The sequence below is a fragment of the Paenibacillus artemisiicola genome (assembly GCF_017652985.1).
GTDB lineage: Bacteria > Bacillota > Bacilli > Paenibacillales > Paenibacillaceae > Paenibacillus_Z > Paenibacillus_Z artemisiicola.
In genome coordinates, this window is sequence record NZ_JAGGDJ010000002.1 from 275,853 (window position 1) to 302,844 (window position 26,992).

27 protein-coding genes are annotated in these 26,992 nt (G+C 59.4%); 19 read left to right on the forward strand and 8 right to left on the reverse strand.

Features of this window, described 5'->3' with window-relative positions:
• Positions 1 to 71 precede the first annotated feature (71 nt).
• From I8J29_RS04490 to I8J29_RS04510, 5 genes are all read right to left on the reverse strand, one after another.
• Positions 72 to 545: a hypothetical protein gene (locus I8J29_RS04490; protein ID WP_240545889.1), complete on the reverse strand. Its 474-nt coding sequence runs from the start codon at positions 543 to 545 to the stop codon at positions 72 to 74.
• Complete coding sequence (locus tag I8J29_RS04495) at positions 542 to 1,330, reverse strand: hypothetical protein (protein ID WP_208846471.1); 789 nt, start codon at positions 1,328 to 1,330, stop codon at positions 542 to 544. The genes I8J29_RS04490 and I8J29_RS04495 overlap by 4 nt, the downstream gene beginning before the upstream one ends.
• A 195-nt stretch (positions 1,331 to 1,525) precedes the next feature.
• Complete coding sequence (locus tag I8J29_RS04500) at positions 1,526 to 2,425, reverse strand: SDR family oxidoreductase (RefSeq protein WP_208846472.1); 900 nt, start codon at positions 2,423 to 2,425, stop codon at positions 1,526 to 1,528.
• A 13-nt stretch (positions 2,426 to 2,438) separates the two neighbouring features.
• The gene (locus I8J29_RS04505; protein ID WP_240545890.1) at positions 2,439 to 4,124 is read right to left on the reverse strand and encodes a thiamine pyrophosphate-binding protein; all 1,686 of its coding nucleotides are present in this window, start codon (positions 4,122 to 4,124) and stop codon (positions 2,439 to 2,441) included.
• The gene (locus I8J29_RS04510) at positions 4,121 to 5,239 is read right to left on the reverse strand and encodes a mandelate racemase/muconate lactonizing enzyme family protein (protein WP_208846473.1); all 1,119 of its coding nucleotides are present in this window, start codon (positions 5,237 to 5,239) and stop codon (positions 4,121 to 4,123) included. The genes I8J29_RS04505 and I8J29_RS04510 overlap by 4 nt, the downstream gene beginning before the upstream one ends.
• Positions 5,240 to 5,373: 134 nt before the next feature.
• On the opposite strand from I8J29_RS04510, the gene I8J29_RS04515 reads away from it, so the two are divergent.
• From I8J29_RS04515 to I8J29_RS04525, 3 genes are read left to right on the forward strand one after another with little or no spacing between them, the layout of a single operon-like run.
• Positions 5,374 to 5,772: a hypothetical protein gene (locus I8J29_RS04515; protein WP_208846474.1), complete on the forward strand. Its 399-nt coding sequence runs from the start codon at positions 5,374 to 5,376 to the stop codon at positions 5,770 to 5,772.
• A 3-nt stretch (positions 5,773 to 5,775) separates the two neighbouring features.
• Positions 5,776 to 6,372 carry a gluconate 2-dehydrogenase subunit 3 family protein gene (locus tag I8J29_RS04520; RefSeq protein WP_208846475.1) on the forward strand — a complete coding sequence of 199 codons (597 nt, stop codon included), beginning with the start codon at positions 5,776 to 5,778 and terminating at the stop codon, positions 6,370 to 6,372.
• Positions 6,369 to 7,955 (forward strand): GMC family oxidoreductase, encoded by a 1,587-nt coding sequence (locus tag I8J29_RS04525; protein WP_208846476.1) that lies wholly within the window; start codon positions 6,369 to 6,371, stop codon positions 7,953 to 7,955. Before I8J29_RS04520 ends, I8J29_RS04525 begins: the two co-directional genes overlap by 4 nt.
• On the opposite strand, the gene I8J29_RS04530 is transcribed toward I8J29_RS04525, so the two are convergent.
• Positions 7,952 to 8,455, reverse strand: a complete 504-nt coding sequence (locus tag I8J29_RS04530; RefSeq protein WP_208846477.1) for a hypothetical protein — start codon at positions 8,453 to 8,455, stop codon at positions 7,952 to 7,954. The two genes, I8J29_RS04525 and I8J29_RS04530, sit on opposite strands and share 4 nt — an antisense overlap.
• A gap of 229 nt (positions 8,456 to 8,684) precedes the next feature.
• Here I8J29_RS04530 and I8J29_RS04535 point away from each other — a divergent pair, with 229 nt between their 5' ends.
• From I8J29_RS04535 to I8J29_RS04550, 4 genes are all read left to right on the forward strand, one after another.
• Positions 8,685 to 9,017: a winged helix-turn-helix transcriptional regulator gene (locus tag I8J29_RS04535; protein WP_090643380.1), complete on the forward strand. Its 333-nt coding sequence runs from the start codon at positions 8,685 to 8,687 to the stop codon at positions 9,015 to 9,017.
• A gap of 264 nt (positions 9,018 to 9,281) precedes the next feature.
• On the forward strand, positions 9,282 to 10,028 hold the full coding sequence (locus I8J29_RS04540) for an NAD(P)-dependent oxidoreductase (protein ID WP_208846478.1): 747 nt from the start codon (positions 9,282 to 9,284) through the stop codon (positions 10,026 to 10,028).
• Positions 10,025 to 10,483 (forward strand): DUF2269 family protein, encoded by a 459-nt coding sequence (locus I8J29_RS04545; RefSeq protein WP_208846479.1) that lies wholly within the window; start codon positions 10,025 to 10,027, stop codon positions 10,481 to 10,483. Before I8J29_RS04540 ends, I8J29_RS04545 begins: the two co-directional genes overlap by 4 nt.
• A 238-nt stretch (positions 10,484 to 10,721) precedes the next feature.
• Positions 10,722 to 11,822, forward strand: coding sequence for a hypothetical protein (locus I8J29_RS04550; protein WP_208846480.1), 1,101 nt, complete (start codon positions 10,722 to 10,724; stop codon positions 11,820 to 11,822).
• 115 nt (positions 11,823 to 11,937) lie between these two features.
• Here I8J29_RS04550 and I8J29_RS04555 read toward each other — a convergent pair whose 3' ends face one another.
• On the reverse strand, positions 11,938 to 12,792 hold the full coding sequence (locus I8J29_RS04555) for a dihydrodipicolinate synthase family protein (protein WP_208846481.1): 855 nt from the start codon (positions 12,790 to 12,792) through the stop codon (positions 11,938 to 11,940).
• Positions 12,793 to 13,166: 374 nt separating this feature from the next.
• On the opposite strand from I8J29_RS04555, the gene cyoA reads away from it, so the two are divergent.
• From cyoA to I8J29_RS04605, 10 genes are all read left to right on the forward strand, one after another.
• A complete protein-coding gene (gene cyoA, locus I8J29_RS04560) occupies positions 13,167 to 14,132 on the forward strand; it encodes a ubiquinol oxidase subunit II (protein WP_208846482.1) in 966 nt (321 codons plus the stop codon).
• A 28-nt stretch (positions 14,133 to 14,160) separates the two neighbouring features.
• Positions 14,161 to 16,143, forward strand: a complete 1,983-nt coding sequence (locus I8J29_RS04565) for a cbb3-type cytochrome c oxidase subunit I (protein ID WP_208846483.1) — start codon at positions 14,161 to 14,163, stop codon at positions 16,141 to 16,143.
• On the forward strand, positions 16,143 to 16,751 hold the full coding sequence (gene cyoC, locus I8J29_RS04570) for a cytochrome o ubiquinol oxidase subunit III (RefSeq protein WP_208846735.1): 609 nt from the start codon (positions 16,143 to 16,145) through the stop codon (positions 16,749 to 16,751). The genes I8J29_RS04565 and cyoC overlap by 1 nt, the downstream gene beginning before the upstream one ends.
• Positions 16,752 to 16,761: 10 nt before the next feature.
• The gene (locus I8J29_RS04575; RefSeq protein ID WP_420831093.1) at positions 16,762 to 17,079 is read left to right on the forward strand and encodes a cytochrome o ubiquinol oxidase subunit IV; all 318 of its coding nucleotides are present in this window, start codon (positions 16,762 to 16,764) and stop codon (positions 17,077 to 17,079) included.
• Between the two features lie 270 nt (positions 17,080 to 17,349).
• Complete coding sequence (locus tag I8J29_RS04580; RefSeq protein WP_208846485.1) at positions 17,350 to 18,819, forward strand: sensor histidine kinase; 1,470 nt, start codon at positions 17,350 to 17,352, stop codon at positions 18,817 to 18,819.
• Positions 18,820 to 19,512 (forward strand): response regulator transcription factor, encoded by a 693-nt coding sequence (locus tag I8J29_RS04585; protein ID WP_338113037.1) that lies wholly within the window; start codon positions 18,820 to 18,822, stop codon positions 19,510 to 19,512. It abuts the gene before it with no gap.
• Between the two features lie 233 nt (positions 19,513 to 19,745).
• Entirely contained in the window at positions 19,746 to 20,606 is an 861-nt protein-coding gene (locus I8J29_RS04590) for an undecaprenyl-diphosphate phosphatase (RefSeq protein ID WP_208846486.1), read from the forward strand.
• A 69-nt stretch (positions 20,607 to 20,675) separates the two neighbouring features.
• A complete protein-coding gene (locus tag I8J29_RS04595) occupies positions 20,676 to 20,852 on the forward strand; it encodes a hypothetical protein (protein ID WP_208846487.1) in 177 nt (58 codons plus the stop codon).
• A 45-nt stretch (positions 20,853 to 20,897) separates the two neighbouring features.
• Entirely contained in the window at positions 20,898 to 21,722 is an 825-nt protein-coding gene (locus tag I8J29_RS04600) for a COG4705 family protein (RefSeq protein ID WP_208846488.1), read from the forward strand.
• The gene (locus I8J29_RS04605) at positions 21,712 to 22,344 is read left to right on the forward strand and encodes a hypothetical protein (protein ID WP_208846489.1); all 633 of its coding nucleotides are present in this window, start codon (positions 21,712 to 21,714) and stop codon (positions 22,342 to 22,344) included. The genes I8J29_RS04600 and I8J29_RS04605 overlap by 11 nt, the downstream gene beginning before the upstream one ends.
• Before the next feature lie 170 nt (positions 22,345 to 22,514).
• Here I8J29_RS04605 and I8J29_RS04610 read toward each other — a convergent pair whose 3' ends face one another.
• Positions 22,515 to 22,961, reverse strand: coding sequence for a collagen-like protein (locus I8J29_RS04610; RefSeq protein ID WP_240545891.1), 447 nt, complete (start codon positions 22,959 to 22,961; stop codon positions 22,515 to 22,517).
• Positions 22,962 to 23,418: 457 nt separating this feature from the next.
• Between I8J29_RS04610 and I8J29_RS04615 the strand changes: the two genes are divergently transcribed.
• Both I8J29_RS04615 and I8J29_RS04620 read left to right on the forward strand, forming a co-directional pair.
• Entirely contained in the window at positions 23,419 to 24,363 is a 945-nt protein-coding gene (locus I8J29_RS04615) for a YheC/YheD family endospore coat-associated protein (RefSeq protein WP_240545892.1), read from the forward strand.
• Positions 24,364 to 24,617: 254 nt separating this feature from the next.
• Complete coding sequence (locus I8J29_RS04620; protein WP_208846492.1) at positions 24,618 to 26,960, forward strand: AraC family transcriptional regulator; 2,343 nt, start codon at positions 24,618 to 24,620, stop codon at positions 26,958 to 26,960.
• Positions 26,961 to 26,992 lie beyond the last annotated feature (32 nt).

Below are 26,992 nucleotides of genomic sequence, written 5' to 3' on the forward strand. Positions count from 1 at the left end.
GCATCCAAAGCCCGCGCGAAGCGCGGGCTTTTTTACGGGGCTGCCCTTCGGGGCGCGCGACGCCGCCGCGGCTAGAAGTTCGTTGCGATGCGCGTTTTGGCAACGCCGATCGCCATGTTCCCCCATAGCGTCTGCTCGACCAAGGCGGATTGTTCATTCGAACACTGGACGATTAATATCACTTCGCCATGCTTTTGTTTCACGGTCCGGAGTTTTCTTCGCCGATAAAGGGTCACGAGAAGGTCGATGGCAAACCCGATGGCGAAACCGCCCGCCGAACCGATGAGCCCCCAAATGACGGGGCCCCAGTCCAGAATGAACCCTCTCGCCACCCCGATCGTTCCGCCCATCATGGCGAGGATCAGGCCAAGATCGACCAAGGAGGTTCCGTCCATGCCGTGCATGGTATCCAGCAGCTTGGTATCCGGTTGGCGATTATCGAGCGGGATGGCATAGATCGCGTTGATCTCCTTGTCTTTCAGTTCGCTTATCGCAAGCTCGAGATAGTGGGAGTGCTGGAAGGTGGAGAAGATCTGGATGCTCATTCGATTTTTTCTCCTTTATACAGGACGAAATGTTCGGATTGATGGTGCTCTTTCAAAAAATCCGCTTGTTCGCGGTTATAGAGTTTTGATAATTCCACCGCATTCGAGTAGGCGTCGTAGATGCCGTAGAAATAAATCGACGGGAAATAGAGGGTCCACTGCTGGTCGATGACGTCTCTGGCTTTCGAGAAGTTGAATAACAGGCAGTAGTGAACGCCTTCCACCAAGTTGGAATTCAGGATGACGACGATGGTCGTCACCAGCGTCAACATGGCGTTTACGATGCGATGGATGTACAATTGCCCGAGACTCGGGAAGGCCATGGCCCATGCAAACGCGATCCAAGGGTCCTTCTTGCTGAGATATTCGCATCCGAACGGGGTAATCGAGATCGTCGAGAACTTGGCGTTTTCCCGTTTGGCCAACACGTGGATTTTATTTTCGTCGACGGCCGTCCGGTAGCTGTCCCAGATGGCGAACAGATAAACCGGAATGTAGAGGTAGATGTGCTTTTCGTCCAAAATGGCCTTTGCCCGGTCGAATTGGCCGTTGAACGAATACATCATCGCCGTGTTCAGATGCGTCACTTGATTGATATAAAACTCCCAAAAGAACAACGCGAAGCCCGTGAAGAATCGATGGACCAAGAAGTGGCCGAAGCCCGGAAAAGCAACGGACCACAAAGCCACGACATGCGGGTTACGCTGGTGAAGCTGGATGGTGCCCATTACCGTCATGTGGGCTTGATAATACCGCGTGCGATATTCGCTTCTGAAATTATTCATGGCAGGATGCCGTGCCTTCCCGATATGAAATCGTGTTGTTTATCTTTCTTTCCAATAAAGCCAACTTTATTCACCGCCGGCGGGGCTGGCCGATGCAAGCCGGGAAGGCTCCGAATGCAAGGCGCAATCCGAATGCAAGACGCAAACGAAAAAGCCCGCGGGGTCCGCGGACTTCGATCTTGACGCGATTCAAGGCTAGCCGTTCATAATGACGCCGCCGGTGACGTGGATGAACTGGCCGGAGACGAACGACGAATCGTCCGATGCCAGATAGACGTAGGCCGGGGCGACCTCGAAGGGCTGGCCCGCGCGCTTCAAGGGCGTTTTCTCGCCCCACTTCGCCACCTGGTCGGCGGGAAAGGATGCCGGAATAAGCGGCGTCCAGATCGTGCCGGGCACGACGCCGTTGACGCGAATGCCTTTGCCCTGCAGCGATTTGGAGAGGGAGCGGGTGAAGGCGACGATCGCGCCCTTCGTGGCGGAATAGTCCATCAGCTGCTCGTTGCCTTCGTAAGCCGTCAGGGATGCCGCATTGACGATGGCGCCGCCGGCTTTCATATGGGGCAAAGCCGCCTTCGTCAGGTAGAAAACGGCGTAGAAATTGGTCCGGAACGTTCGCTCCATCTGGGCGGACGTAATGTTCGCCAGATCGGTTTGCACATGCTGCTCCGCCGCGTTGTTGACCAGAATGTCGAGCTTGCCGAACCGGTCGATCGTCTGCGCGACCAATTGTCCGCAGAACGATTCGCTGCCGATGTCGCCGGCGACGGTCAGGCAGCGGCTGCCTTTCCGTTCGACCAGCCGTTTCGTTTCCTCCGCGTCGGCATGCTCGTCCAGATAGGCGACGACGACATGGGCGCCTTCCTTGGCGAACGCGAGCGCGATGGCTCTGCCCTGGCCGCTGTCGCCGCCGGTGACGATCGCCACTTTGTCCTTCAGTTTCCCGCTGCCGGTATAGCCGGGATCGTCGAAGACGGGCGTTGGATTCATCTCCGACTCGATGCCGGGCTGCCGGTCTTGATGCTGCGCGGGATACGGGGGAGAGGGCGTTAACGGGTTCGGCGCGGATGCCTGCGCGTGCTTCGTCGTTGTCATGATGTGATCTCCTTTAGGATTGAAATTCGGGGAACGGCACGCGCGCCGTAACCGCCTCCAGCAAAAACGGACGGCTGCCGCCCAGGTAATGCGCGAGCGCTTCTTCCAATTGCCGCGGGCTCTCGACTCGCCGCGCCGCCCAGCCGCAAGCTTCGGCGACCCGTACGAAATCGGGGTTCGTCAGCTCCGTTCCTTCCGGCCGCAGTCCTTGCTGCGCCGTTTTATCCCGCTCCATCTGCAGGCTGTCGTTGCGGAAGACGATGACGCCGATCGCCAGCCTGTATCGGGCGGCGGTCAACAGATCGGCCATCACCATCCCGAGTCCGCCGTCGCCCGTGAGGCACACGACTTGCTTCTCGGGCCGGCTGAGCTTCGCCGCGATGGCGGCGGGCAGGCCGAAGCCCATCGTCCGGAACCGGTTGGAGAGCAGCACCCGCTGCTTCCGCGCGCGGAAGCCCCGCAGGAACCACAAGGCGGCATCGCCTTCGTCCAAGGCGATGACCGCATCCTCGTCGACGGCCCGCTCGACGGCTCGAATGATGCCGGCCGGATGGAGCGGGCTTTCGCGCATGCCCGCTTCCCGTTCTTGCTGCGCTTGCCACGTCCGCTTGCAGCGGCGGATCGCTTCCGTCCAGGACGGGTCGGCCGGACAATCGCGCAGCCGCTCGGCCAGCTGCTTCAACACGATGGCCGACTCTCCGACGAGCGCGGCTTCCGCCGGCCGGGAGAGGCCGAGCAGCCCGGGATGCGAGGCGGTCCGAACGACGCGCGCGCCTTGCGGAACGCTGCCTTCCGGCCACCAGTCCGACTCCAGGACCAAGACGGCGTCGGCTTGCCGGAACAGCTCGCCCAGATGAGGATTGCCGCCTTCACCCAACCCGTTCAGCAGCAGGGGATGATCGTCCGGCGCGATGCCCGCCGCTCCGTACGCGAGCGCGATCCCGCAGCCCCGGGCTTCCGCGAGCTTGAGCAGCGATTCCCGCTCGTGCCGAAGTCCGCAGCCGGCGAGGATCATCGGTCTGCTCGCGGCGCGCATCATGCCGGCGGCCCGGTCCAGCGCCGCAGGATCCGGCTGCAGGACGGGCGCGGCCGGGGGCCGCTTGGCCGGAATCGCCGTCGGCTGGCCGAACAAGTCCGAAGGAACCGACAAGTGGGACACGGTCAGGTTCGCGCGCGCGCGGTGCATCGCTTCCGTCAAGCCGGCCATCGCCGCGTCGGGATCGGCGACGAGCCGGCTGTATCCGGTAATCGCCCCCATCAGCGCCTGCTGATCGATGAATTGCTTGGACGGCGTCCCGATCTTGGCGAGCGGCGCCTGTCCCGTGATGGCGAGCACCGGCGCGTTGTCCAGATAGGCATCGCCTAGTCCGACCGTCAAGTTCGCCAAGCCCGGCCCCATCTGCGCCACGCAGACGCCGAGCCCGCCCGTCAGCTTGGCCTCCGCGGACGCCATCAGCGCCGCGGCCGATTCATGCTTCACGGCGATGAACGCGATTTGCGTTTGCTCGGCGAGCGCGTCCATCAAGCCGAAGATGGCGTCTCCCGTGACGCCGTAGACGCGTTTCACGCCCCAGAGACCGAGCTGCTCCAGCATGGCTTCCGCCACGCTGCGGGAATGAGGCGCCGCGCCTGCAGCCGGCGGCGACTTCGCCGCGTTGTCGTGCATCCTGATCCGCTCCTTCCGTTTGTTGTCGTTCATTCGTAACGGCTCCCGTCCCACCGGTAGAAGGCCAGGAGGTCCGTGTCGAGCTCGATGCCGATTCCGGTTCCGCCCGGCACGGCGACTTCGCCTCCCGCGGGCCGGAGGGGGAGCAGCCGCGTGAACGGATTGTCCATCGCGTCCCATTCCACCGGCTCGATGGCGTCCGGCTGCATCTTGCCGAACGGTTCCAGACAGGCATGCGCGAACAGCGCGTACAGCCGCGTCAGCGCGCCGTCGAACGCGTGCGGCGTGGCGCGGATGCCGAAGGCCCGGGCCAGGCTTAGCGTCTCCCGGTACTCGTCGATGCCCGTGACATGCAGCGGATCGGGCGTGATGTAATCCAGCGCATGCCGCGCGAGCAGCGGCAGGAAATCCGCCGCCGCTTCGATGTTCTCGCCGCCGGCAAGGGGGACGGGCAGCCGCTGCCGGAGCAGGCCGTATTCGGCGGCGTATTTGATCTGCAGCGGTTCCTCGAGCCATAGCGGCCGGGGCATCCGCTCCAGCAGAGGACGCCAGGCGAGAGCCTCCGCCGCGTCATAGCTTTGATTCGCATCCAGCGCGAGCCGCGTGTCCCCCGGCAGCGCCGCCTGAACGGCGGCGATATGCCGTTGATCTTCATCGACGGATTTTCCGCCGATCTTGACCTTGAACGCGGCGAAGCCGGCGGCGGCCGCCTGCTCGACGGCTGCGACGGATCGCTTCTGCCAGTCCGCGCCAGCCGAATAGGACTGAAACGACGCGTAGACGGGGATCTTGTCGCGGAAACGGCCGCCCCATGCATCGCAGAGATTCATCCCGGCCCGGAGCGCCGCGATTTCGGATAACGCCATGCCGACCGCCGAGGCGGCGCGGGCATGGTGCTTTTTCACCGTTCGGACCAGCTTCCTCCGGTCGGTGGCGGGCTGCCCGACCAGCGCGGGGATGATCCGGTCATGGAAGCCTTTGTGCAGCGTCTCCAGCGCGTCCGCGCATTCGCCCCAGCCGCTGACGCCGTCATCCGTTTCGATTCGGATCAGGTACGTGGACCGAAACGTCTTCAACCCGTTGGCGTCGCCGTAAGGCGCGGGGAGACGATACAGGAGCGGATAGGTTTCTACGGTACGAATTTTCACTTGGGTGCCGCCTTCCGTTTACGTGCTGCGGTTAGTATGGCAGTCCTCCCGGCTTTTATGTCGAATACTGGATAATCGCTTCGGGCGCCGGAGACGATAACGGCATACAACATTTGCCGAAACGGGGTTGAAGCATGTATTGGGACCACTGGTCGCTGAATCGCGTGTTGATATTGTTCGTCGGTCTTGCGTTTCTGTTGATTGGCATTCAGGTGACGCTGTACCACTATCGTCAAAATTTTCATAACAAAGCCATGTGGATGCCCGTAATCGCGTCTCCGATTTTCTTCGCGGCGGGCGTCATCCTCGTCTGGTATAACGCGGCGTGGCTGCATGCGCTGTTCATCGCGCTGATGTGGGTCGGCGCCGTCGCGGGCCTGATCGGCTTGTATTTCCACGTGCGCGGGGTGGGAATCCGGGTCGGCGGCTTCGCGCTGCGCAATTTCATGACCGGCCCGCCGGTCATCCTGCCGATGGTGTTCACGGCGATCGCCGTGCTGGGCCTGATCGCGGCATATTGGAAGGGGATGTAAGACGTGACGCAGAAGACGCATTATCCGTCCTTCAACGTGATGGACGAGGAGGATGCCTGGGACGACCATACGCAGGAGATCGTGCAATCGCGGCTGTCGGCGACGCCGCGGCATCAGGCGCTCAGCCGTCAAGAAGCGGACCTGCTCGAGGCCCTATGCGCCCGGCTTCTGGACGACGACAAGCCTGCCGTGCTGCGCTTCGTGCTGCGGCATTTCGATCAGACGCTTCATTCGTCGCCGGGAGAAGGCCAGCGCAAAGCCGGGGTGCCGGAAGGGAAGACGCTGATCCGCCAAGGCTTGCGGGCGGTCGAGCAGTGCGCGAAGGCGGCGCATGCGTCTTCTTTCGCGAAGCTCGGTCCCGATCGACAGCGAAAGCTGCTCGAGGAGATCGGCGCGGGGACGGCGCAGCCGCAGGAGGCTTGGGCCGGCGTCCCTCAGCAGCCGTTCTTCCAGAAGCTCCTGACGTTGACGGTCGAAGCGTACTGCTCGCATCCGGAGGTCTGGTCCGAGATCGGTTATGCCGGTCCGGCTTACCCGCGCGGCTACGTGCGGACGCAGCTCGGCCGCTTGGATCCATGGGAGGCGAAGGCGGGACAATGAAGAGAAAATACGCGAACGTGGAAGTCGATGCGGTCATCGTCGGCGCCGGAGCGGCCGGAGGCGTAGTGGCCAAGGAGCTGAGCGAAGCCGGCATGAGCGTCGTCGTCCTGGACGCCGGCCCGTTCCTGGATCCCCAGAAGGATTTCGCCAGCGACGAGCTGGCCATGCAGTCGCTCGGCTGGCAGGATACCCGAATCGTGGACGGCAGCGACCCGCTTACGCTGGGACATAACAACTCCGGACGCGGCATCGGGGGAGGAACGACGCATTTTACCGGCGTGTTCCTTCGCTTTCACGACGTCGATTTCAAAGGACGGACCATGGAAGGCACCGGCGAGGACTGGCCGATCGCGTACGGGGATCTCGAGCCGTACTATGCGCGGAACGAGCGGGAAATCGCCGTTTCGGGCCCGAAGCGCTTCCCTTGGGGGAATTACGGAGGCCCTTACCCGTACCCCGAGCGTGAGCCGCTCAGTCCGAACGCGTATCTGTTCATGAACGGCTGCGACAAGCTCGGCATTCGCTCCGCCGTCGCGCCGCTGGCCATCTTGTCCGCGCCCTTCGAAGGACGCCCGCCCTGCATCAATCGGGGGTTCTGCAACCAGGGCTGCATGCCGAACGCCAAATTCAGCACCTTGATCGTGCACATCCCGAAGGCGATCCAAGCCGGCGCGGAGGTGCTGCCGGACTGCATGGTGACGCGCATCGTCATGGGAAGCGACGGAAGGGCCAAGGGCGTCGCGTTCGTGCATGACGGCACCGAGTACGAGCAGAAGGCGAAGCTCGTCATTCTGAGCGCGTTCGTGGTCGAAACGCCGAGATTGCTGCTGAATTCGGCCACGCCGGCATTTCCGGACGGGCTCGCGAACAGCAGCGGGATGGTCGGCCGGTCGATCATGGTCCACAGCAGCAACGACGTCTATGCGCGATTCGATAAGGAAATCCGGTTGTACAAGGGGACGCCGGTGCTGGCGACGACGCAGGATTTCTACCGGACGGACCCGAACCGTCCGTTCGTCCGCGGATATACGCTGCACGCCCACGGGGCCAGACCGGTCGAGTTCGCCAAGGGGATATCGAAGGCGCAGGGAGGACCCGTGTGGGGGGAACGGTTCCGCGACGCCCTGCTTCATTACAACTACTACGGTCGGGTGACGCTGGTCGGGGAAGTGCTGCCGAACGCGGACAATCGCGTGACGTTGACCGCCGAGACCGACGAGTACGGGCTGCCGCGAGCCAAGGTCACCTTCGGCTACGGGGACAACGACAACCGGCTGATCGACCATGCCGTACGCACGATGCGCGCCATTCTGGAAGCGGAGGGCGGCAAGCCGGAGTTCGTCGTTCCGGATACCGCCCATATGATGGGCGGCTGCCGGATGGGGGACGATCCCGCGGCCTCGGTGGTCAATTCCTACGGGCAAACGCACGACATCGACAATTTGTTCATCTGCGACGCGAGCACCTTCGTCACTTCCGGCGCGGGAAACCCGACGAACACCGTCATGGCGCTGGCGCTGCGCACGGCGGAGCATATCATCGAGAAAGCGCGCAAACAAGAATTGCAGGCAAGCCGGGCTTAACCGGCTTGCCCGCGGTTCTTCACGACCATCCGGTAAGCGTACCGGTCGGCCTCTTCCTCGAAGGCGAGATCCCGGTACGCGGGCGAAGGCGACGACGCGGCTTCGGCGGCGAGCCGTCTATGCGCGGCGACGTGCCGCTTCAGCCCGGCCAGATCGGCGTTGCCGATATAGGGCATAATCTCCAGCAGATGAGCGGCTTCGTGATAGAGGATGAAGTAAGGCAGCATCGTCTTCTTGAGCGAATAGCGGGTAAGCACCTGCCGTTCGTTGGCGGTTAGATAGCCGTCGTACGGCAGTTGAATCATGATTGTGGCGCGGCGGAACCTGCGGTCCACGGTTATGCTCCCGCCGTAGAACGGACCCCAGCGCACGTGAACGGAACAAGCGATCGACGGACCGAATTCGGCCGCGATCTCGCGCAGCCGTACTTGGAGCCGGCGGTTCCATATGCGCAGCTTAAGCCGTCTGACGCGCCAATGCCGCAATAGGGATTTCGGCATCGCGATCACCTCTTCTTCACTTTACAAGCTTCATAGAAGGGGCTCAACAGGAGAATGCTGGTCCGACCGCTGCCGGTTCGGCAAGCAAGCATCGCAGCCCGGCGGATCGGTCATCGGGCTCGCGCAGCCTGCTCGCTTTCGAGGATTGACGCGGCTGCGGCGCTGTCGTAAAATTTCGGTATGGCAATTTCAGGATATGCACTACCTTAAGCAAGGGGATGACGGAACCATGGATCATCAGCGCGAATGTCCGGTCGAGACGCTCATTCAGGTGTTGGGCGGGAAGTGGAAACCCATGATTTTGTGGCAATTGATCGAGTCCAAGAAGCGGTTCAACGATCTGGAGAAGCTGATTCCCGGCGTCACGCAAAAGATGCTTTCGCAGCATCTCCGGGACTTGGAACGAGAAGGCATCGTCGATCGAACGGTCTATCCGTCCGTCCCTCCGAAAGTCGAATATTCCCTTAGCGATTACGGCAAAACCTTGATTCCCGTAGCGGAAGTCATGTGCGCGTGGGGAGAAATCCACAATAAGCGCAAATACGAAGAATCGGCGTCGTAAGTCCGGTTCCCTGGACGTGTCCGGGAACGCGATCGATTCCATATCAAAGCTGCCTCGGAATTCCGGGCAGCTTTTTCTTTGGCGCCAAAACCGTCTGCCGTCGTTCTCCGTCCGCCGTTCTCCGCGCGACGATCCCCGCTCCGCTCCGGCAGGCTTACTTTTAAGTAAGTCCCCTACTTTAAAGTGCGTTCTTACCGGCATGGCGAAGGGATGTTAAGCTGGAGTCAACCAAATAGGGGGCTATTTAAAAAGGAGGAACGATTCATGAAAATCATGGTGTTCGGAGCGACGGGGAATACGGGAAGAAGAGTGCTGGCGCAAGGGCTGCAATCGGGGCATGAAATGACCGCTTTCGTGCGAAATCCGCGGAAGCTGCGCGATCAACTCGGCGAGCATGCCGCAGGGCAGGTGCGGGTGATCGCGGCCGAGATGACGGACCCGGCGACCGTCGGCGCGGCGCTCGCGCAGCAAGACGCCGCTATTCTGGCGGCCGGCCATGCGGGGCAAGGGGAGGAATTCGTTCGCATCGTCGATACCGTGATCAGCCAGTGCGAGAGCCAGCCCCGTTTCTCCGGGCGGGTGTGGATCATGGGCGGCGCCGGGCTGCTGGATATTCCCCATACCGCGCTGATCGGCAACGATTTGCCCGGTTTCCCGCCCGAGTTTCAAACGCATAACCGGAATTTCGAACGGCTGCGGCGCTCTGCGCTCGATTGGTCCGTGATGTGTCCGGGAACCATGACGGAATCAAGGGAGCATCCGGAGCCGGTTCGTCTGCGGGTCACGACGGACATCCTGCCCGTTCCGGTTCCGGAGGCGATCCGGGCCTATTCCGAAGCGGAGATTGCCGGTCACTTGTTCAGCCGGCTGCATGAGCTGAACGTCGCGTACGACGACGTCGCCTCATGGATGCTGGACCATCTTGAGCTAGGCGGGCCGTTCAAGCGGAAAAGGGTCGGTCTGGCGTATCAACGCACGGCGCCGGCGCTCCGAGGGGATGGGGAAGCATGAGCTGGTTCGGATTGCTGCTCGTCGTGCACGTCTTGGCCGCGATCGCCATCATCGGTCCTGCTTTCATGATGCCCCTCATCCGAAGATCCGCCAGCACCGTCGGGCAGCTGCGCTTCGTGTTCGGCATCACGGCGCGGCTTGCCGTTCTGCCTAAGCTCGGCGGATTCGCGGTGCTCATAACCGGCGTATGGCTGATGATCCTGACCAAGGCCGGCTTATCGCAAATGTGGCTGAATGCCGCCATTCTGCTATCGCTGCTCATGGTCGTCCTGATCGACGGCTGGATCGAGCCGCGCCTGAAGACGATCATGAAGCTCATCGCGGAACGTCAAGACCGGGGCACCGAACTCCCCGCCGAGCTCGGACCGCTGTTCAAACGGATCGTCCCCGTCGAAACGGCGTCGCAGCTGCTGATGATCGCCATCTTGGCGCTTATGGTCCTGAAGCCATTTTAACGATTTCAGACCATCGCAGTCTGCAGATATAACCCAAGTCAATATTCCCGGCAGGAAGCATGAATGGGACATTTTGTTACGTTTTTTTGTACGCTTGTGGGCATCTAGTCCAATCGATTTATCCATTTTATGTAAAATATATGGTGAATTGGTAGGAGGGCATATTAGGAAATTTAGTAGAATTCTAAATTGCCAAATTATGCTAGATTCATACTAGATCGTCCATGGGAGGGAAAACATGATGAAACGCCGATTGATGCTGCTGGCAGCGAGCATGATGCTCTTCATGCCGGTTCTGCCTGTCACAGCAAACGCCGCCAGCAAGCAGCTGCTTTACCAGTTTGACGGAGCCATCTCCGACTTCGACCAGAACCGGATCGTTTGGAAGGCAACGGGCAATAAGGTGCTCTGGCTGTACGACCGTACGAACAAGAGCGAAGCTAAGGTGTATGATGCCGCGGGGACCGACGCCGTCGTCAGTCAAGCGAAATTAACCGCCGATGGCGTCCTGTATACCTTCACGGACCAAAAGTCCCGCAAAGCGGTCACGGCGTATTGGAAGGACGGCGAGGCACGGCGGCTTGCCGATGCGAGTTTTACCGCAATCAAAGGGAATTACGCGTTGTTTGCCGATCGGGTCGTGGATATCGCGACCGGGCAGACCCGTCCGTTTGGTCCTTCCAATACGGATGTCTCGCCGGACGGAGCCATCGTTTATTCGACGATCAGCGATCTGTACGGGCAGCTTCCCGATGGCACGTCGACGAAGCTGGCATCGCGATCGCCAAGCCTCGTCTCGCAGTGGTATCAGGCGAATTTAGGGTTATACCAGCCTGTAACGGACGGTACGAACATCGTCTTCCGCGAACTCATGCTGATCGATAATTATCGCTATCTGAAGTGGGTGACGCGATTGATCGGCCCGGATGGCAAGCGTACCACCTTAGCCATTAACCCCTGGCCGGCAACATCGGTCGACTACGACGTCAATAACGGCTGGATTGCTTATACCAAGTATGAGAAGGACAACGATCGCTGGATCCTGTACGATCGCTCGCCGGAGGGCGTGGAGAAGCCGATATTCGAAGCGACGTGGTGGACGTCTACTCAGCTGCCCCTCAGCATTGATAAGATGTGGCCGGACGGATCCGTCACCTACACCTATAACAGACATACGTACATCTATTTCAAGCAATCGGATAAGAGCGAAGAAGTTACCGGCGTGTCGTCGCAATTCCAATACCGGGAGCATGTCTTCGGCGGTCCGAACGAGACGCAGTACCGGTACGGCGTATGGTACCGGCTAGCCGGCGGCTCGCTGTTCGAAAGCCGGGTCTGAATCGCGAATCGGAAACGATCGTTCAAGGCAAGGCGCTTGCATTGGGCGAACGGCAAGCACTTCATGCCATGAAAGCCGCGGCTGCCGCGGCTTTTTTGCATGGAACCGAGCTCGGTCAAGGGCGTTTGCCCGAGCTCGCGCGCCCGATCGTTGTCCCGGGCAAACGCATCCGATCCGAACGAATGTGCCCGCGCTCGGCCAATAGCCATTTTAACGGTCCGGGATGCGGTTCCGAATGGACAAATCGAATCAGCGGCAGCAGCTGTTCGAAGCTCCGAAGCGCGGCATCGATTTGTCCGTCCCGGTACAGCGCGTGCACGCGAACGAATTGTTCGGTATCCAAATTCGCGCTGGCCAGGATTCCCCCTTTTCCCCCGTAACACATCGAGCCGAAGAACAGCTTGTCCGTTCCGCACAAGATCGGCTTGGCCAACGTCCGGGCCAACGTTAGGAAGCGCGCGATACTTCCCGAGCTCTCCTTCAAGCCGATGATGCCCTCCATGTCCATAAGGGCTTGAATCGTTTCGACGTTCAACGTTCTCCCCGTGCCGAACGGGGGATCGCTGAGAATAATCGGAAGCCCGGCGCGAGCCGCTTCGCGAACATGCCGGACGACGGCTTGCGGCGACGGACGAAAGCCGTACGGGGGTTGGACGAGCGCGGCATCGGAGCCAACCGACTTGGCCCGCGCGATCGTTTTCGCCGTTTCGGCCGCAGGGCCGGAACCCGCATCGACAAGCAGAGGGAGGTCCCCCGCGACGCTGCGCGCCGTTTCGATAAGCGCGTCCAATTCGCCGGCGTCGGCGGGCGGCGCTTCGCCGAGGGTATCGTTGAGCACGAGCCCGTGTACGCCTTTGCGCACCAGACGGTCAACCAACGCTTCGAAGGTCTTCACGTCCAATCGGCCAAGGGAATCGAAAGGCGTCACGACGGGAACGAATACGCCGCCTAAAGCGCGTTCAGCAAGCATAGGTTCCATTCCTTTCCCGAGATGGTGGTTTCGTTCAGCGAGATCGCGAGCGGCCTCTTCATGGAACGAGATGTTCATGACTATAAATCGAATCCCTGCGAAAGGAACCATCCACTTGACGAGTCAGGCAAGCAACCCATTGTGATGTTCAAGCCGGCATAGTCAAATCGGCATTCGTGAAGGGATCGCAGCCGCGCTGCGGTCTTTTTTACGTTCTTCCCCGCCGCGAATGATGTCCGAATCGTGTGCAATTCGTTGCAATCCCTTGAACATGGCTGGGGGTTCCGAACGCGCAAGCGGATGGTGACGACGTACACGCCGTCCTATAAAGTGGACCTTGGCCTATGAAAGACGGATACAAGGAGTTGATGAAGATGAAATTTCCCGAATTATGGCGCCGGTTTTGTTTCCTATCCATTACGGCGGTCATGCTGCTCGTCTTGTCCGGCTGCTCGAACGCCGGCGTGCTCGACCCCAAAGGGCCGATCGCGGAACGGCAGCGGGAGCTGATGTACTTGTCGACGGCGCTCTGCGCGATTGTCATCGTTCCCGTGCTCGTTCTTTCGGCGATCATTATTTGGCGCTATCGGGACAGAACGGACCGCAAAGCGGCTTATGCGCCGAATTGGGCGCACAGCGCGAAGCTGGAGACGGTGTGGTGGGGGATTCCCGTGATCATCATCGCGGCGATCGCGATCGTGACCGCGCGGGCAACCTACGCGCTTGAGCCGTCCAAGCCGATCAAGTCCGATGCGGCGCCGTTGACGGTGCAGGTGACTTCCCTCGATTGGAAATGGCTGTTCCAATATCCCGGGCAGGGAATCGCGGCCGTGAACGAGCTGAAAATTCCGCAGGGCGTGCCGGTCCGGTTCGAAATCACGGCCGATTCGCCGATGAATTCGTTCTGGATTCCCCAGCTCGGCGGTCAAATTTACGCGATGTCGGGGATGGCCATGACGCTTTATTTGCAGGCCGACGAGCTGGGGACGTACGCGGGGTCCGGCGCCAATTTTACCGGCACCGGCTTCGCGAAGATGTCCTTTGACGTGGAGGCCGTCACGCCGGAGCGGTTCAGCCAATGGGTGAGCGAGGTGAAGGCGGATTCGCCGGCGCTGACGCAGACTGGGTACGAACAGCTCGCCAAGCCCGCATCGTCGGAGGCGCTGACGTATTCTTCCTTTCCCGAAGGGCTCTTCGACAAGATCGTGAAGAAGTACGCCGCTCATTCGCACGGCATGCACGCTATTCCGGAGCATGGCGATAAGGGCGGCCCTGATATGCAGGAGATACCCGATATGCCGGACATGCCCGATATGCCGGACATGCCGATGGACAACTAGAGAAATCGCGGAAAGGAGCAAGGCAATCATGCTCGATGCTATAACAAGCTTCGCCGGCCGTTTTTTCGTAACGGGAGATCCGCTCATTTACGGCGCGGATGCGGCTATCGTACTGACGCTCGTCACCTTCGCATTCGTACTGACCTATTTCAAAAGATGGGGGTGGTTGTGGCGGGAGTGGCTGACCACGGTCGATCATAAAAAAGTCGGCATCCTGTATATCATGGCGGCGTTCCTCATGCTGTTCCGCGGCGGCGTGGACGCCATCATGATGCGGGCGCAGCTGGCGGTACCGGAGCTGCAATTCCTGCAGCCCGACCACTACAACGGCATCTTCACCACGCACGGCGTGATCATGATTCTGTTCATGGCCATGCCGTTCATGTTCGGGCTGTTCAACGTGACGGTACCGCTGCAGATCGGAGCGCGCGACGTCGCGTACCCGTTCCTCAATTCGCTCAGCTTCTGGCTGTTCTTCGCGGGCGCCATGCTGTTCAATCTGAGCTTCGTGATCGGCGGTTCGCCGGATTCGGGATGGCTCGCCTATCCGCCGTATTCCGAGCTGATGTACAACCCCGGGGTCGGCCAGGATTTCTATATCTGGGGGATTCAGATTTCCGGCATCGGCAGCTTGATGACCGGCATCAATTTCATCGTCACGATACTGAAGATGCGCGCGCCCGGCATGAAGCTCATGCGCATGCCGATGTTCTCGTGGTCGGTGCTGTCGAGCTGCATCGCGATCATTTTCTCCTTCCCCGTCTTGACGGCCACGCTGGCGCTGCTCTTCCTGGATCGGTACGCCGGCGCGCACTTCTTCACGCTGGACGGCGGCGGGAATCCGATGATGTACATCAATCTGATCTGGATGTGGGGACATCCCGAGGTCTATATTATCGTGCTGCCGGCCTTCGGGATCTTCTCCGAGGTGGCGGCGACCTTCTCCCGGAAGAAGCTGTTCGGCTACAAGTCGATGGTCTACGCCATGCTCATCATCAGCATCCTGTCGTTCCTCGTATGGGCGCATCATTTCTTCACGATGGGCTCGGGCGCGGACGTCAACGCCTTCTTCGCCTTGACGACCATGATCATCGCCATCCCGACCGGGGTGAAAATCTTCAACTGGCTGTTCACCATGTTCCGGGGCAAAATCACGTTCGAAACCCCGATGCTGTGGACGATCGGCTTCATTCCCTGCTTCGTGATCGGAGGCATGACCGGGGTGCTGCTCTCGGTCGCGCCGGCGGACTTCCAATATCACAACAGCTATTTTCTGATCGCGCACTTCCATCAGGTGATCATCGGCGGCGTCGTGTTCGGCTATTTTGCCGGGTTATATTACTGGTGGCCGAAGCTGTTCGGCTTCAAGCTGAACGAGCGCATCGGCAAATGGGCGTTCTGGTTCTGGAACATCGGCTTCTACGTCTGCTTCATGCCCCAATACGCGCTCGGGCTGATGGGGATGACGAGGCGGCTCGTCACCTATGGCTGGGACAAAGGCTGGTGGGCGCTTAACCTGGCATCCTCGATCGGCGCCGGTCTGATGGGGATCGCCTTCTTGTTCCAAGTGTGGCAAATCGCGCACGGCATCCGGCATTTCCGGCGCAACCTCGACGCGACGGGCGATCCTTGGAACGGCCGCACGCTGGAGTGGTCGATTCCTTCGCCTGCGCCGGCCTACAATTTCGCGGCGCTTCCGCAAGCATCTCGGCTCGACGAGTGGTGGGAAGCCAAGCGGGACCGGGAACAAGGCATCTCCGGCGCCGCCGCTTCCCCGAAGCTGGAGCCGATTCATATGCCCCGCAATTCCGGCATTCCGATCGTCATGGCGGGCTGCTGGTTTTTGGCCGGCTTCGGCTTCGTATTCCATTGGCTGTGGCTGATCATACCGGGATTGGCGGGCGTCGCGGCCTGCATGCTGGCCCATTCCTTCAATTACGATACCGACTATTATATCCCGGTCGAGGAGATACGACGCACGGAAGCGGCCGCAAGGAAGGTGACCCTATGATGACCAACGAGCTGTCCGGACACGGCGCCGCCGGGCACCAAGAGCATCCGGACGCGGAAGAGCTGCGCACGTTCGGGTTCTGGATCTATCTCATGACGGATATTATGATTTTCGGCACGTTCTTCGCTACCTATATCGTGCTGCGCAACAGTACCAACGGCGGTCCGGGACCTGCCGAGCTGTTCGAGCTGGGCGTCGTGATCGCAAGCACCTTTATCCTGCTTACGAGCAGTTATACATGCGGGTTGGCGGTTCTGGCCATGCAAAAGGGAAAGGCACGGGCTTTGATCGGGTGGCTCGGCGTCACGGCATTGCTGGGCGCCGCGTTTATCGGACTCGAGGTCCGAGAATTCGCCCATTTCGCGAACGAAGGAGCCACGATGGGCGCCAGCGCGTTCTTGTCGGCCTTCTTCACCCTGGTGGGGACCCACGGCATCCATGTCACCATCGGCTTGGGCTGGATGATCGCGTTGACGGTGCAGCTGGCGAAGAAGGGGATTACCCCGGTAACGAGGCGCAAAGTGCAGGTGGTCAGTCTCTTCTGGCACTTCCTGGACGTCGTCTGGATCTTCGTCTTCACCGTGGTCTATTTAATGGGGGTGAACTAGGATGGCGTCGATGGAATCGGCTCATTCGCAAGGAGACGCCCACGGCTCCTTGCGCTCGTATACGATCGGCTTTCTGTGCTCCATCGTGCTGACCGTTATTCCGGCAGCCATCGTCTTGGGCGGCTGGTTGGACGGCAGCTCGAAAACCTACTCGCTGATGGCGGCCGGCGTCCTGCAATTGGCCGTGCAGCTGTTGTTCTTCATGCATGTGCGGGAAGAGAAGAAGCCGCGCTACAATTTGCTTGCCCTGATTCTCGGGCTGGTGATCTTGATCGTGATCGTCGGGGGATCGATGTGGGTGATGATGTACAACATGGTGGCGTCATGAATCCCCGCGCTTGAGCGAAGATGAAGCATGAACGGGAAGGCTGGCCTGAATCGCGGCCAGCCTTCTTTTCGTTTATTTTTCCATCCAGAAGTGGGGACAATGAATCCGGGAGAGGAAGTTCATACAAATTTAAGAACCTGTTCACCAATCCTTTAGAAGCAGCGGTTATGCTGGGATAGACCGGTCCGATTCCGGCATCCGGTCGCGAGCGAACCGTTATACATACGGCTTGCATTGACCGTAGCGCGGCGCGCGGAGGAGAAGTACGGTATGTCCATTCGATTGAAGCTGCTCCTGTCCTATGCGGCGATGCTCGTCATCCCGCTCGTGTCCATCCTGCTGATCTCGCTGCTGATGGTGATCTTCTTCCAAGGCGATCTGCAGAATATCAAAAGCTTGTACGAGTCCACGGAAGATCGATTCGACTATGACCGCGTGGAGCATATCGCGAAAGAAATCAAACGTTCGGTCCAGCGGCAGCCCGAGTTATTGACGGACCAAGCCTACCTGGACGAAATGACGGCCGAGTTGAAAGCAAGAGACGCCGGTTTGGCCGTTCGGGTGGACGGGGCGCTCGTATATCGGTCCGCGGACGTCCGGCAGGTCCCCGAATTGACCGCGGGGCTTCCGCCTTTCAAGAAGCCCGACGCCGCGAGCCAATATCCGGCGGTCAAAATCGCGAACGCGAATTATTTGTACCTGCAGCTCGATTTCGATGATCGGACGGCCAAGCAGGGCACGGTCTTCATCATCTCGAAGCTCGATCCCGTGACGTATTTCATCCGCAAATATTTTCCGACGCTGTTTATCTCCTTGCTGTTCGTGCTCGTCCTGACGCATCTCTTGCTCACGACCTTCATGTCCAGGCGGATCATTCGTCCGCTTCAAGCGCTGCGGAACGCCGCGAGAGAGATCAAGGAAGGCAACCTGGATTTTCGGCTTCAAGTGGCAGGGAAGGACGAGATCGGCCAGTTAGGCGTCGCGTTCGAGGAGATGCGTTCGCGTTTGCAGCAGTCCATTGAACGGCAAGCGCAGTACGAGGAGAATCGCAAGGCGCTGATCGCGAATATCTCCCATGACCTGAAGACGCCGCTCACGGCCATCAAGGGCTACGTGGACGGAATCGTGGAAGGCGTAGCGGACACGCCCGAGAAGAGCGCGAAGTACATGCGGACCATCGCCGCCAAGGCAGACGAACTGGACGTGCTGATTAACGAACTCTTCTTATATTCCAAGCTTGACTTGAATCGCGAGCCGTTTCGTTTCGAAGCGGTCCGCCTCGAGCCGTATCTTCGCGATTGGTCGGACGAATTGCAATTCGAGCTGGAGAAACGGCGGATCGGGTATACCGCCGCTATCGCGTTTGACCCGGAGACGGTCGTTTCGCTGGACTGGGACCATTTCAAACGGGTGCTGAACAATATCATTCAAAACAGCGTGCGGTATTCGGACAAGGCCGAATCGGCCATCGCGCTGTCAGCCGCTCGCGACGGCAAGGAAGTCGTGATCCGCATTGCCGACAACGGGATCGGAATCGAGCCGGAGGCGCTCGCTCATATTTTCGAACGATTCTACCGGGCCGAGGAGTCGCGAAACGCGGATACGGGCGGCAGCGGGCTTGGGCTTGCGATCGCCAAGCAGATCATGGAGGGGCATGGCGGCACGATCTCGGCGGTCAGCCGGCCGAACGAAGGAACGACCGTGACGCTTCGCATTCCCGTATGGCATGGAGGGGAATAGGTGAATACGAAAACGATTTTGCTCATCGAAGACGACGTCACGATCTCGGAGCTGCAGAAGGATTACTTGGAGATCGGCGGGTTCGACGTCGACATGGCCGCCGATGGCGAGTCCGGCCTGAGCATGAGTCTGTTGGGCAAATACGACCTGGTGATCTTGGACGTCATGCTGCCGAAGAAGAACGGGTTTGAAGTGTGCAAGGGCATTCGGGAGAAGCGGGATATTCCCATCCTTATGGTGACTTCCCGAAGCGAGGATATCGACGTGATCCGCGGTCTCGGCCTCGGAGCGGACGATTATATCGCCAAACCGTTCAAGCCTGCCGAATTAGTGGCCAGAGTCAAGGCGCACCTGGCGCGGTATGATCGGTTGACCGGCGCGAAGAACGCCAAGAACGACGTGCACATCCGCGGGCTGCGGATCGAACCGGACACGCGGAAAGTGTTCGTGAACGAGACGGAGACCGCGCTGACCACCAAAGAATTCGACCTGCTCTACGTACTCGCGAGCCATCCCGGCCGCGTATTTACCAAGGAGCATTTGTTCGAACGGATATGGGATCTCGGGGCGAAAGGCGATATGCAGACCATTACCGTGCATATTCGGAAGATTCGCGAGAAAATCGAGCAGGATCCCGCCAATCCGACCTACATCGAGACGGTCTGGGGGACCGGGTATCGATTCAAAGACTAATGAGGCGCAGCGCGAATATCCGCCAGCGCGTTTCAATGAAAGCCGCTTTCCGGGCGAAGACCCGGAAGGCGGCTTTTTCTATCGTGCGCACCGCAGGCGGACTACTTACGGAAAGTTTAATCTCCGTTAAGAAAACGTTAAGCGTTGGTTCACGTCGAGTTGAGGATCGGACGTTACAGTAGAAAGGGCCTCATCAGGACGTCCACCACGGTAAGGGAGCGTGCAAGCCCATTATGCAAGACTTATTCACCGCGATCGTACAAGGCATCGTAGAAGGACTGACGGAGTTTTTGCCGGTTTCGTCGACCGGCCACTTGATTCTGAGCGGGAAGCTGCTTGGATTCTCCGGCGAGAAGGCGGACACGTTCGAAATCATCATCCAGCTCGGCGCCATCCTGGCGGTCGCCGTCATCTATTGGCGGCGCATTCTTCATTTGCTCGGACTGCGCCGCTTTCATCCGGCGGAAGCGGCTCAGCATGACCAGGAGCCGAATCGCCGGACGCAAGCCGCGGGACAGACCTCGAAGCTGAATCTGATCCATGTCATACTGGCTTGTTTACCGGCGATGGCGCTCGGCGTGCTCCTGCATTCATGGATCAAGGATTACTTGTTCTCCCCGTATACGGTGCTCGCCGGTCTGGTTCTGGGCGGCATCTTCATGCTGCTGGGGCAGAAGAAGCAAACCGCAGCCATGGCGGAGGAAATCGACCAATTATCCTACAAACAAGCCATGCTCATCGGCTTCTACCAATGTCTCGCCCTTTGGCCGGGCTTCTCCCGTTCCGGCGCCACCATCGCCGGCGGCTTGTTGTCGGGCGTCGGCTACCGGGCCGCGACGAACTTCTCGTTTCTGATCGCCATTCCCATGATGATCGCGGCCAGCGGGTATGAACTGCTGAAGAGCTACGATACGTTGACGCGTTCGGATCTCGGCTTCTTCGCGACCGGCTTCGTCGTCGCGTTCGTCGTGGCGCTGCTTGCCGTCATCACGTTTCTGAAATGGCTCGAACGCCTGAAGCTTGCGCCGTTCGCGTACTACCGGTTCGCGCTGGCCGCCGTATTCCTGCCGTACCTGCTCATCGCGAACCGATAGCAAGCGGCAGCGGTCCGACGATAGTTCGAATCCCGAAGAACGGTAAATGCACGGCTGGAGGTGCTGCTGATGAACAAGCATGGGTTAACGGTGAGTTTGCTGGGCCTTGGGACCGGCATTTATGCGGTGACGATCACGATGCACGCCCCGTTCTATATCAAGCTGACCGGCGCGGAAGCGGGCTCGTTCTTCTTCCTGTACGGGATAATCTTGTTCCTGAGAGGCATCCGCGATGCTTCGGCATGACATGGGCAATCGGAATCCAATCCTAAAGAGAAAGAGTTGGCGATTATGAACGAATTTCTGAAAGCAGCCAGGCAGCATGTCGGAGGCCTGCTTGCCAAAGTTCCGGAAATCACGGTTTACTTTTGGATCACGAAGCTATTGACGACCGGGATGGGGGAGGTCGCATCAGACTTCCTGTTCGAACGGCTGAATCCCGTCCTTTCGGCTCCGTTAAGCGTGCTCATCTTCGTGGCCGCCATGGTGTTGCAGTTCAAAGTGCGGCGGTACATGCCCGGCGTCTATTGGTTCGTCGTGGTAATGGTCAGCATCTTCGGAACGACGGCTGCCGATGTCGTGCGCGTCGGGCTCGGCATTCCCTACGTCGCCTCCACGCTCTTCTTTATGATTGCGCTCGCGGCCTTGCTCGCGGTCTGGTATAAGCGCGAAGGCACATTATCCGTGCACAGCATATTCACGCGGCGCCGGGAGATTTTTTACTGGTTGACCGTATTGACGACGTTCGCGCTCGGCACGGCCGCCGGGGACATGACGGCAGAGAGCATGCAGCTCGGGTATCTCGCTTCCGGCTTGCTGTTTGCGGCGGTTCTGGCCGTGCCGGCGATCGCGTTTTATCGATTCGGACTTCGCGAGATCGCCGCGTTTTGGTTCGCGTATATCCTGACGCGGCCGGTCGGGGCTTCCTTCGCGGATTGGATGTCCGCGGCGCATGATCGCGGCGGTCTGGGATGGGGGAAGGGGCCGGTGACGTTCGTGCTGACCGTTCTGATCGTGCTGCTCGTTGTTTTCCGGGGCGGTTCGCCGGCTCGTGAGAGAGAAGACGAAACGGCGCCGGCATTGACGCATGAGAGAAGGGAAATTCATGAAGCCTAACCGACTCCTATTCATTCCCGCCGTCATGGCTGCACTGGTCAGTCTGGCTTTCGTCCTGTACGCCTTATTCGGGACCATCCACCCGGAAACGGTTCATAGCGGAATCGCGACGGGCCGGCCGCCTGCCGACATGAAACGCGATGCGGCGGGCGGCGACGGGCTGTTCCGGACCTTGGGGACGATTGCCGTCTGGTGCGGGGCCGTCGGTTATGCGTGGCTGCGCCTGAAGAAGAAGCGCAAATCGCCGTCTCCGCTCGCGAAGAAGATCGGCAAGCTGTTCAACCGGCTGCATCAACCGGCGGGTTATGCGGCGCTCGCGTTCGTCGCGGCCCACGGGATTTATTTCTTGACGCAAGCGGCGATTAAGGACGATGCCTTTACGGGCATCGCGGCCTTTACGCTGCTGCTGTCGTTGGCCGTTTACGGCTTTTTGATCCGCCGGGTGAAGATGAAGCATGTTCGGCAAATCCATTTTTTACTGGCGACCGCGTTCGCCATCGTCGCGATCGTCCATGCAGGCGGCACGGCTATTCTGGCAACGCTAGCCGTCATCGTCTGCTGGGCGCTGATCGGGCTCATCGAGCGGCGGGCTGCGCAGCCGGTCAAGGACGGGCGGCCATAAAGAACGCCCAATCGGCTTCCAACCTTATCGGGATGCTAACACGAAGGAGGCCGGCTGGCTGAACCCGTACCGCAGAAAGAAACCAACTCCCGAAGGGGTTGGTTTCTTTGATGTTTATCTCCAAGGATCCTGCCGGCTCCGAGGGGCAGCCGCGCAGATTACGATTACACTCAGGTCAAGCTTTCAATGATCAGCGAAGCGCTCGTGACAGCCGTTCCGCCGCCGATGCTCGCTTGCAAAGTCAATGCACCCATGTTGTCGATCCGGTTGAGCGTGAGCGTGCCGCCGGCGGTTAACTGAGCAATGACTTGACCCGTATAGGGTTGGTTGCCCGCGCTCGTTCCGTAGTTGCTGCAAGGAACGAGCGCCGGCGGAGTCGGACCCGCGCCGTCCGGGTCGAAGAACAAGCCGAAGGCGGAGTTGCCGGGAGTCGGGAACACTTCCCACGTGATGCGGTAAAATCCGGTCCTCAGGATGTTTACGGTGGAAGGCGCGGTAAACGTAACATCCGTGGAGTTAATCACGGCGTTATTGAAGGTAACGGCTCCGCCTTGGGCGCCGGGAGCGGGCGCGGCGGCGATCGTCTGGTCGACCGTGCTGCACAGGAAGGCGAACATATCCGGAACAGCCGGGCCGGCGGGGCCTTGCGGTCCGGCAGGACCGGCAGGACCTTGCGCGCCTGCGGCGCCGTTTAATCCTGGGGGCCCTTGAGGCCCTGGAGGGCCTTGCGGCCCGGGAGGTCCCGGAGGACCTGGTAATCTACCCATAGGTAACGTGCACTCTCCTTGTTTTAGGGGATCGGGTCGGGCTTATCGCCAGGTGAGGCAGCCCGCTGATAACATATTCCAATTTTATCCTTTATGTACCAATATTTGGGTTTGGTATTTTTGCATGGCGTTGTATTGTTGTCCATGCAGGCAAGCGGCGCCTTACATACGTTGATCTTATGAATCTTGCGAATTTTGGACGGAGGAGACCATGACTATCAAAAACGGGTTCGTAGGAATACTAGTCGCGAATCGAACGCAGCGGAAAAACGCGCTAAGCCAATATCTATCGCACAACGCGGCAAACATGAAACTGATCGCTTTCACTCCGTCTTCGATCGATTGGAAAGGCCGGACGATCGTCGGCTTGCATCGCGCGAAAGGAACGTGGTCGCTCGGCCGGTTTCCGTTTCCCCAAGTCGTGTATAACCGCTGTTACGGCTCGGATCCGCAGCTGATCGAAAAGCTGGGGGCCGCAATCGGACCGGATCATTGTTTTAACGATGTGAATCAATTGAACAAGCTGGATATTTACAATAAGCTGAATCGATGGCTCGCCCCCAATCTGCCGGAGACGGTACCTTATGACGATGCGAACGCGATGAGCATGCTGGAGCGTCATGGAGAGATCTATTTTAAGCCGCTATTCGGCTGCATGGGCAAAGGGGTGTATCGGGCGGAGAGGAGTCCTTCGGGCGATGTCCGTACGGGCCAGCACTATTTCGTCCCTCAGACCGTGACGAGCGACCATGCCTCTTTCCGGGAGCACATGAAGCAGTTGGTTCGCTCGACGCCGTACATCGTGCAAAAGGGGATCCCGATTCGTCAAATCGACGGGCAGGTCTTCGATATTCGCTCGCTTGTGCAGAAGAATGAGCAGGGGCTCTGGTCCGTCACGAATCTCGTGAGCCGGATTGCCTACAAAGGCAGCTTTAATACGAGCATCTTCATAAAATCCTGCTTGTCTCAGGATATCCTTAAGAAGCTGTATCCGCCGAACAAGGTGCAAGCCATCATGACGTCCATTTACGATGTCAGCTTGCGAACCGCAGAGATCATCGACATGGAGACGGATTACCACCTGGGCGAATTCAGCGTCGACGTCGCCTTGGACCCTGAAGCGCATCCTTGGATTATCGAACTGAACGGCAAGCCGCAGAAGGATCTGTACCGGGGCATTCCCAACCGGTCCGCCGTCTATCAGCGCCCGCTCCAATATGCGAGGTACTTATGCGGGAAGCGCTCATTGTGATGATCAGTATACGGGTGAACGCTTGGACGCGTGACAATCGGCGTACGCTCTTCATTCGGAAGAAGTAACCCTCGCATACGGATAACCCTATGAGAATGCGCCGCCCGATAGGAATGGGATCAGGTCGACAAACACGCGAAGGCAGCCGGATTTTGGACCGAAACCGGGATTTCGGAGTGGTTGCGGGTCGGGGAATATGTCATGATAGGACTAAAACCGCGATCGAAGTCCGGGCAATCGGGAAGGGAACCACGATGAATATCCTTCGCATGTATCGATCGAAGAAGTATCTGCGGCGCCTTGTTCTCAGCTTCTCCGTCCTGGTGCTGATGCTGCTCGTCGTCTTTTCGGGCACCCTCTATTTCAACGCCGAGAAGATCATTCTCACCATGCAGCGGGAGGCCAACACGAAGGTCCTCTCCCAGATCAAATTCAACATGACGTATCTGAACGACGTGATCCAGCGGCTCGCGATGTCGCTCTATTACGATAACGACATCATCCCGCTGATGACGGCGAGCGAGGACTCCGATATCTTCGACACGCTGACGAAGCGGTCGCGGATCGACAAGTTCGCGGACTATACGCCCTTCATCCATTCCATCATGATCTACAACGCGAAGACGGACCGATTCATATGGGGCGGGGATCCTGCCGTGCAGGAGCGGGACGCGCCGATTTACGGCGCGTTGAGGGCGCTGTTCAAAGGAACCGGGCCGCTGCCCAAGCTGCAAATGATGCCGATGAGCCTAAGCGCCGACCGGAGCCGGGCGGACGTGTTCTCGATCTTCAACTACGATGCCTTTGAATATCGGCAAGGCGAGAGCGTATTCGTGCTGAACATCAGGCCGCAATGGCTGTTCGATAATATGAAGGTCATGAATCAACTGGCTTGGCAGGAGAATGAGAACGTCTTCATCTTGGCGGATGACGGGCGGATCCTGTCATCCGATCCGGTTGCGCCTCCCATGGACGCGGCCTTCAAAAAGGCGATTTTGACCCATGTCCACCGGCAGCCCGCGGCGGATACGGGCACCTTCAATTATTCGCTCGGCAGCAAGCCGAAGATCGTGAACTACTTGAACACGGGCATCAACGGCTGGACGCTGATCAGCATTCAGTCCTACGAGACGCTGGTCAGCAAGGCCGACTCGTTAAAAACGACGTCGATCGTACTGACGGCGGTCTTCCTGCTGCTTGCGCTGCTCGCCACGCTCGGCCTCTCCCACCGGCTATACCGGCCGCTCGGCAAGCTGGTGAGCTTCGTCCGGCAAGACTCCGGCGACGAACCGGGGCCGAAGCCGCCGGACGGCGACGAGCTGTCCTATATGACCGGCATCTATCAAGAAACGCGAAATCGCTTGCTCCTCGCGAGGAGCGAGCAGCTGACGTCGCGCCATATCGTGCGTTCCTATTCGATCCGGACGATCATTACGGACAGCGCGGCGCTGCCGCGCAAGGACTTGATCGAGCTCATTCAAGCGCAGAAGCTGAGGATGGAGGCCGAAGGTCCTTACCTGCTCTGCGTCATGAAGCTCGACGAACCGGACGGCGCTTTCGGCCGCGAGGACGATCCGGACCGCAGGCTGCTGCGCTTCGCGATCGCCAACATCGCGCAGGAGCTGCTTGCCCGGACCCATGCCATCGAAACCGTCGAATTGAAGCATGACCATATGGCGGCCCTCATCAGCCTGCCGGACGCATCGGACGCGGCGCTCGACCGGATCCGGCAGGAAATCGCGGGCATTCAGGCGATCATCGCGACGATGTACCGGGCGACGTTCTCCGCTGCCCTGAGCGAAGGCATTCCCGAGTACCGGCTGCTGCACGGTCATTATGCCGCGTGCCTGCAGCAGCTCAGGTATACGCTCGCGTTCGGCCGGCAGGCCGTCATCACGCCGTCCATGATCCGGGCTAACCTGAGCGGCGCGGAGGCCGCGCTGCCCCCGGAGCTGGAGAAGAAGCTGATCGAGAGCATGAAGTCGAACCAGGACGATAGCTTCGAGAAGACGCTGGATACCATCTTCGCCTTCATCGCATCGCTGAATTACGAGTATATGGTCTATATGGTCCTGCATGTCTTGATCGTGATGAGGCAGGCGATCAAAGAGATCAAGGCGTCTCGCATCGTCTCGCTGCCCGGCGAGCGGGGCGATATCAACCGGAAAATCCTGGACTGCGCGACGCTCGCGGACATGAAACGTATTCTGCTCGACGTATACCGGGGAATGAACGAGAGCAAGCGGAGCCCGGAGGAGGAGCGCAGCGAAATTCTCGTCGACGCGATCAAGGACATCATCGGGCAAAACCATGCGGATGCGAATCTCGGCCTGCAAATGATCGCGGACATGATGAAGCTGTCCCCCGATTATATCGGCCGGCTGTTCAAGAAGCAGCTGGGGCTGTCCGTCGCCGAATACATCAATGACGCCAGACTCCGCCAAGCCGTGCATTATTTGGAGCATGGCGATTATACGATCAACGATCTCATCGAACGCATCGGGTTCGGCACCCGCAGCAACTTCTTCCGCCTGTTCAAGAACAAATACGGCACGACACCGAAGGAGTACCGGATCAAACGGAATCTGTTGGAGTGAACGCGAACCTATGCATAAGCCTAAGCCGTCCT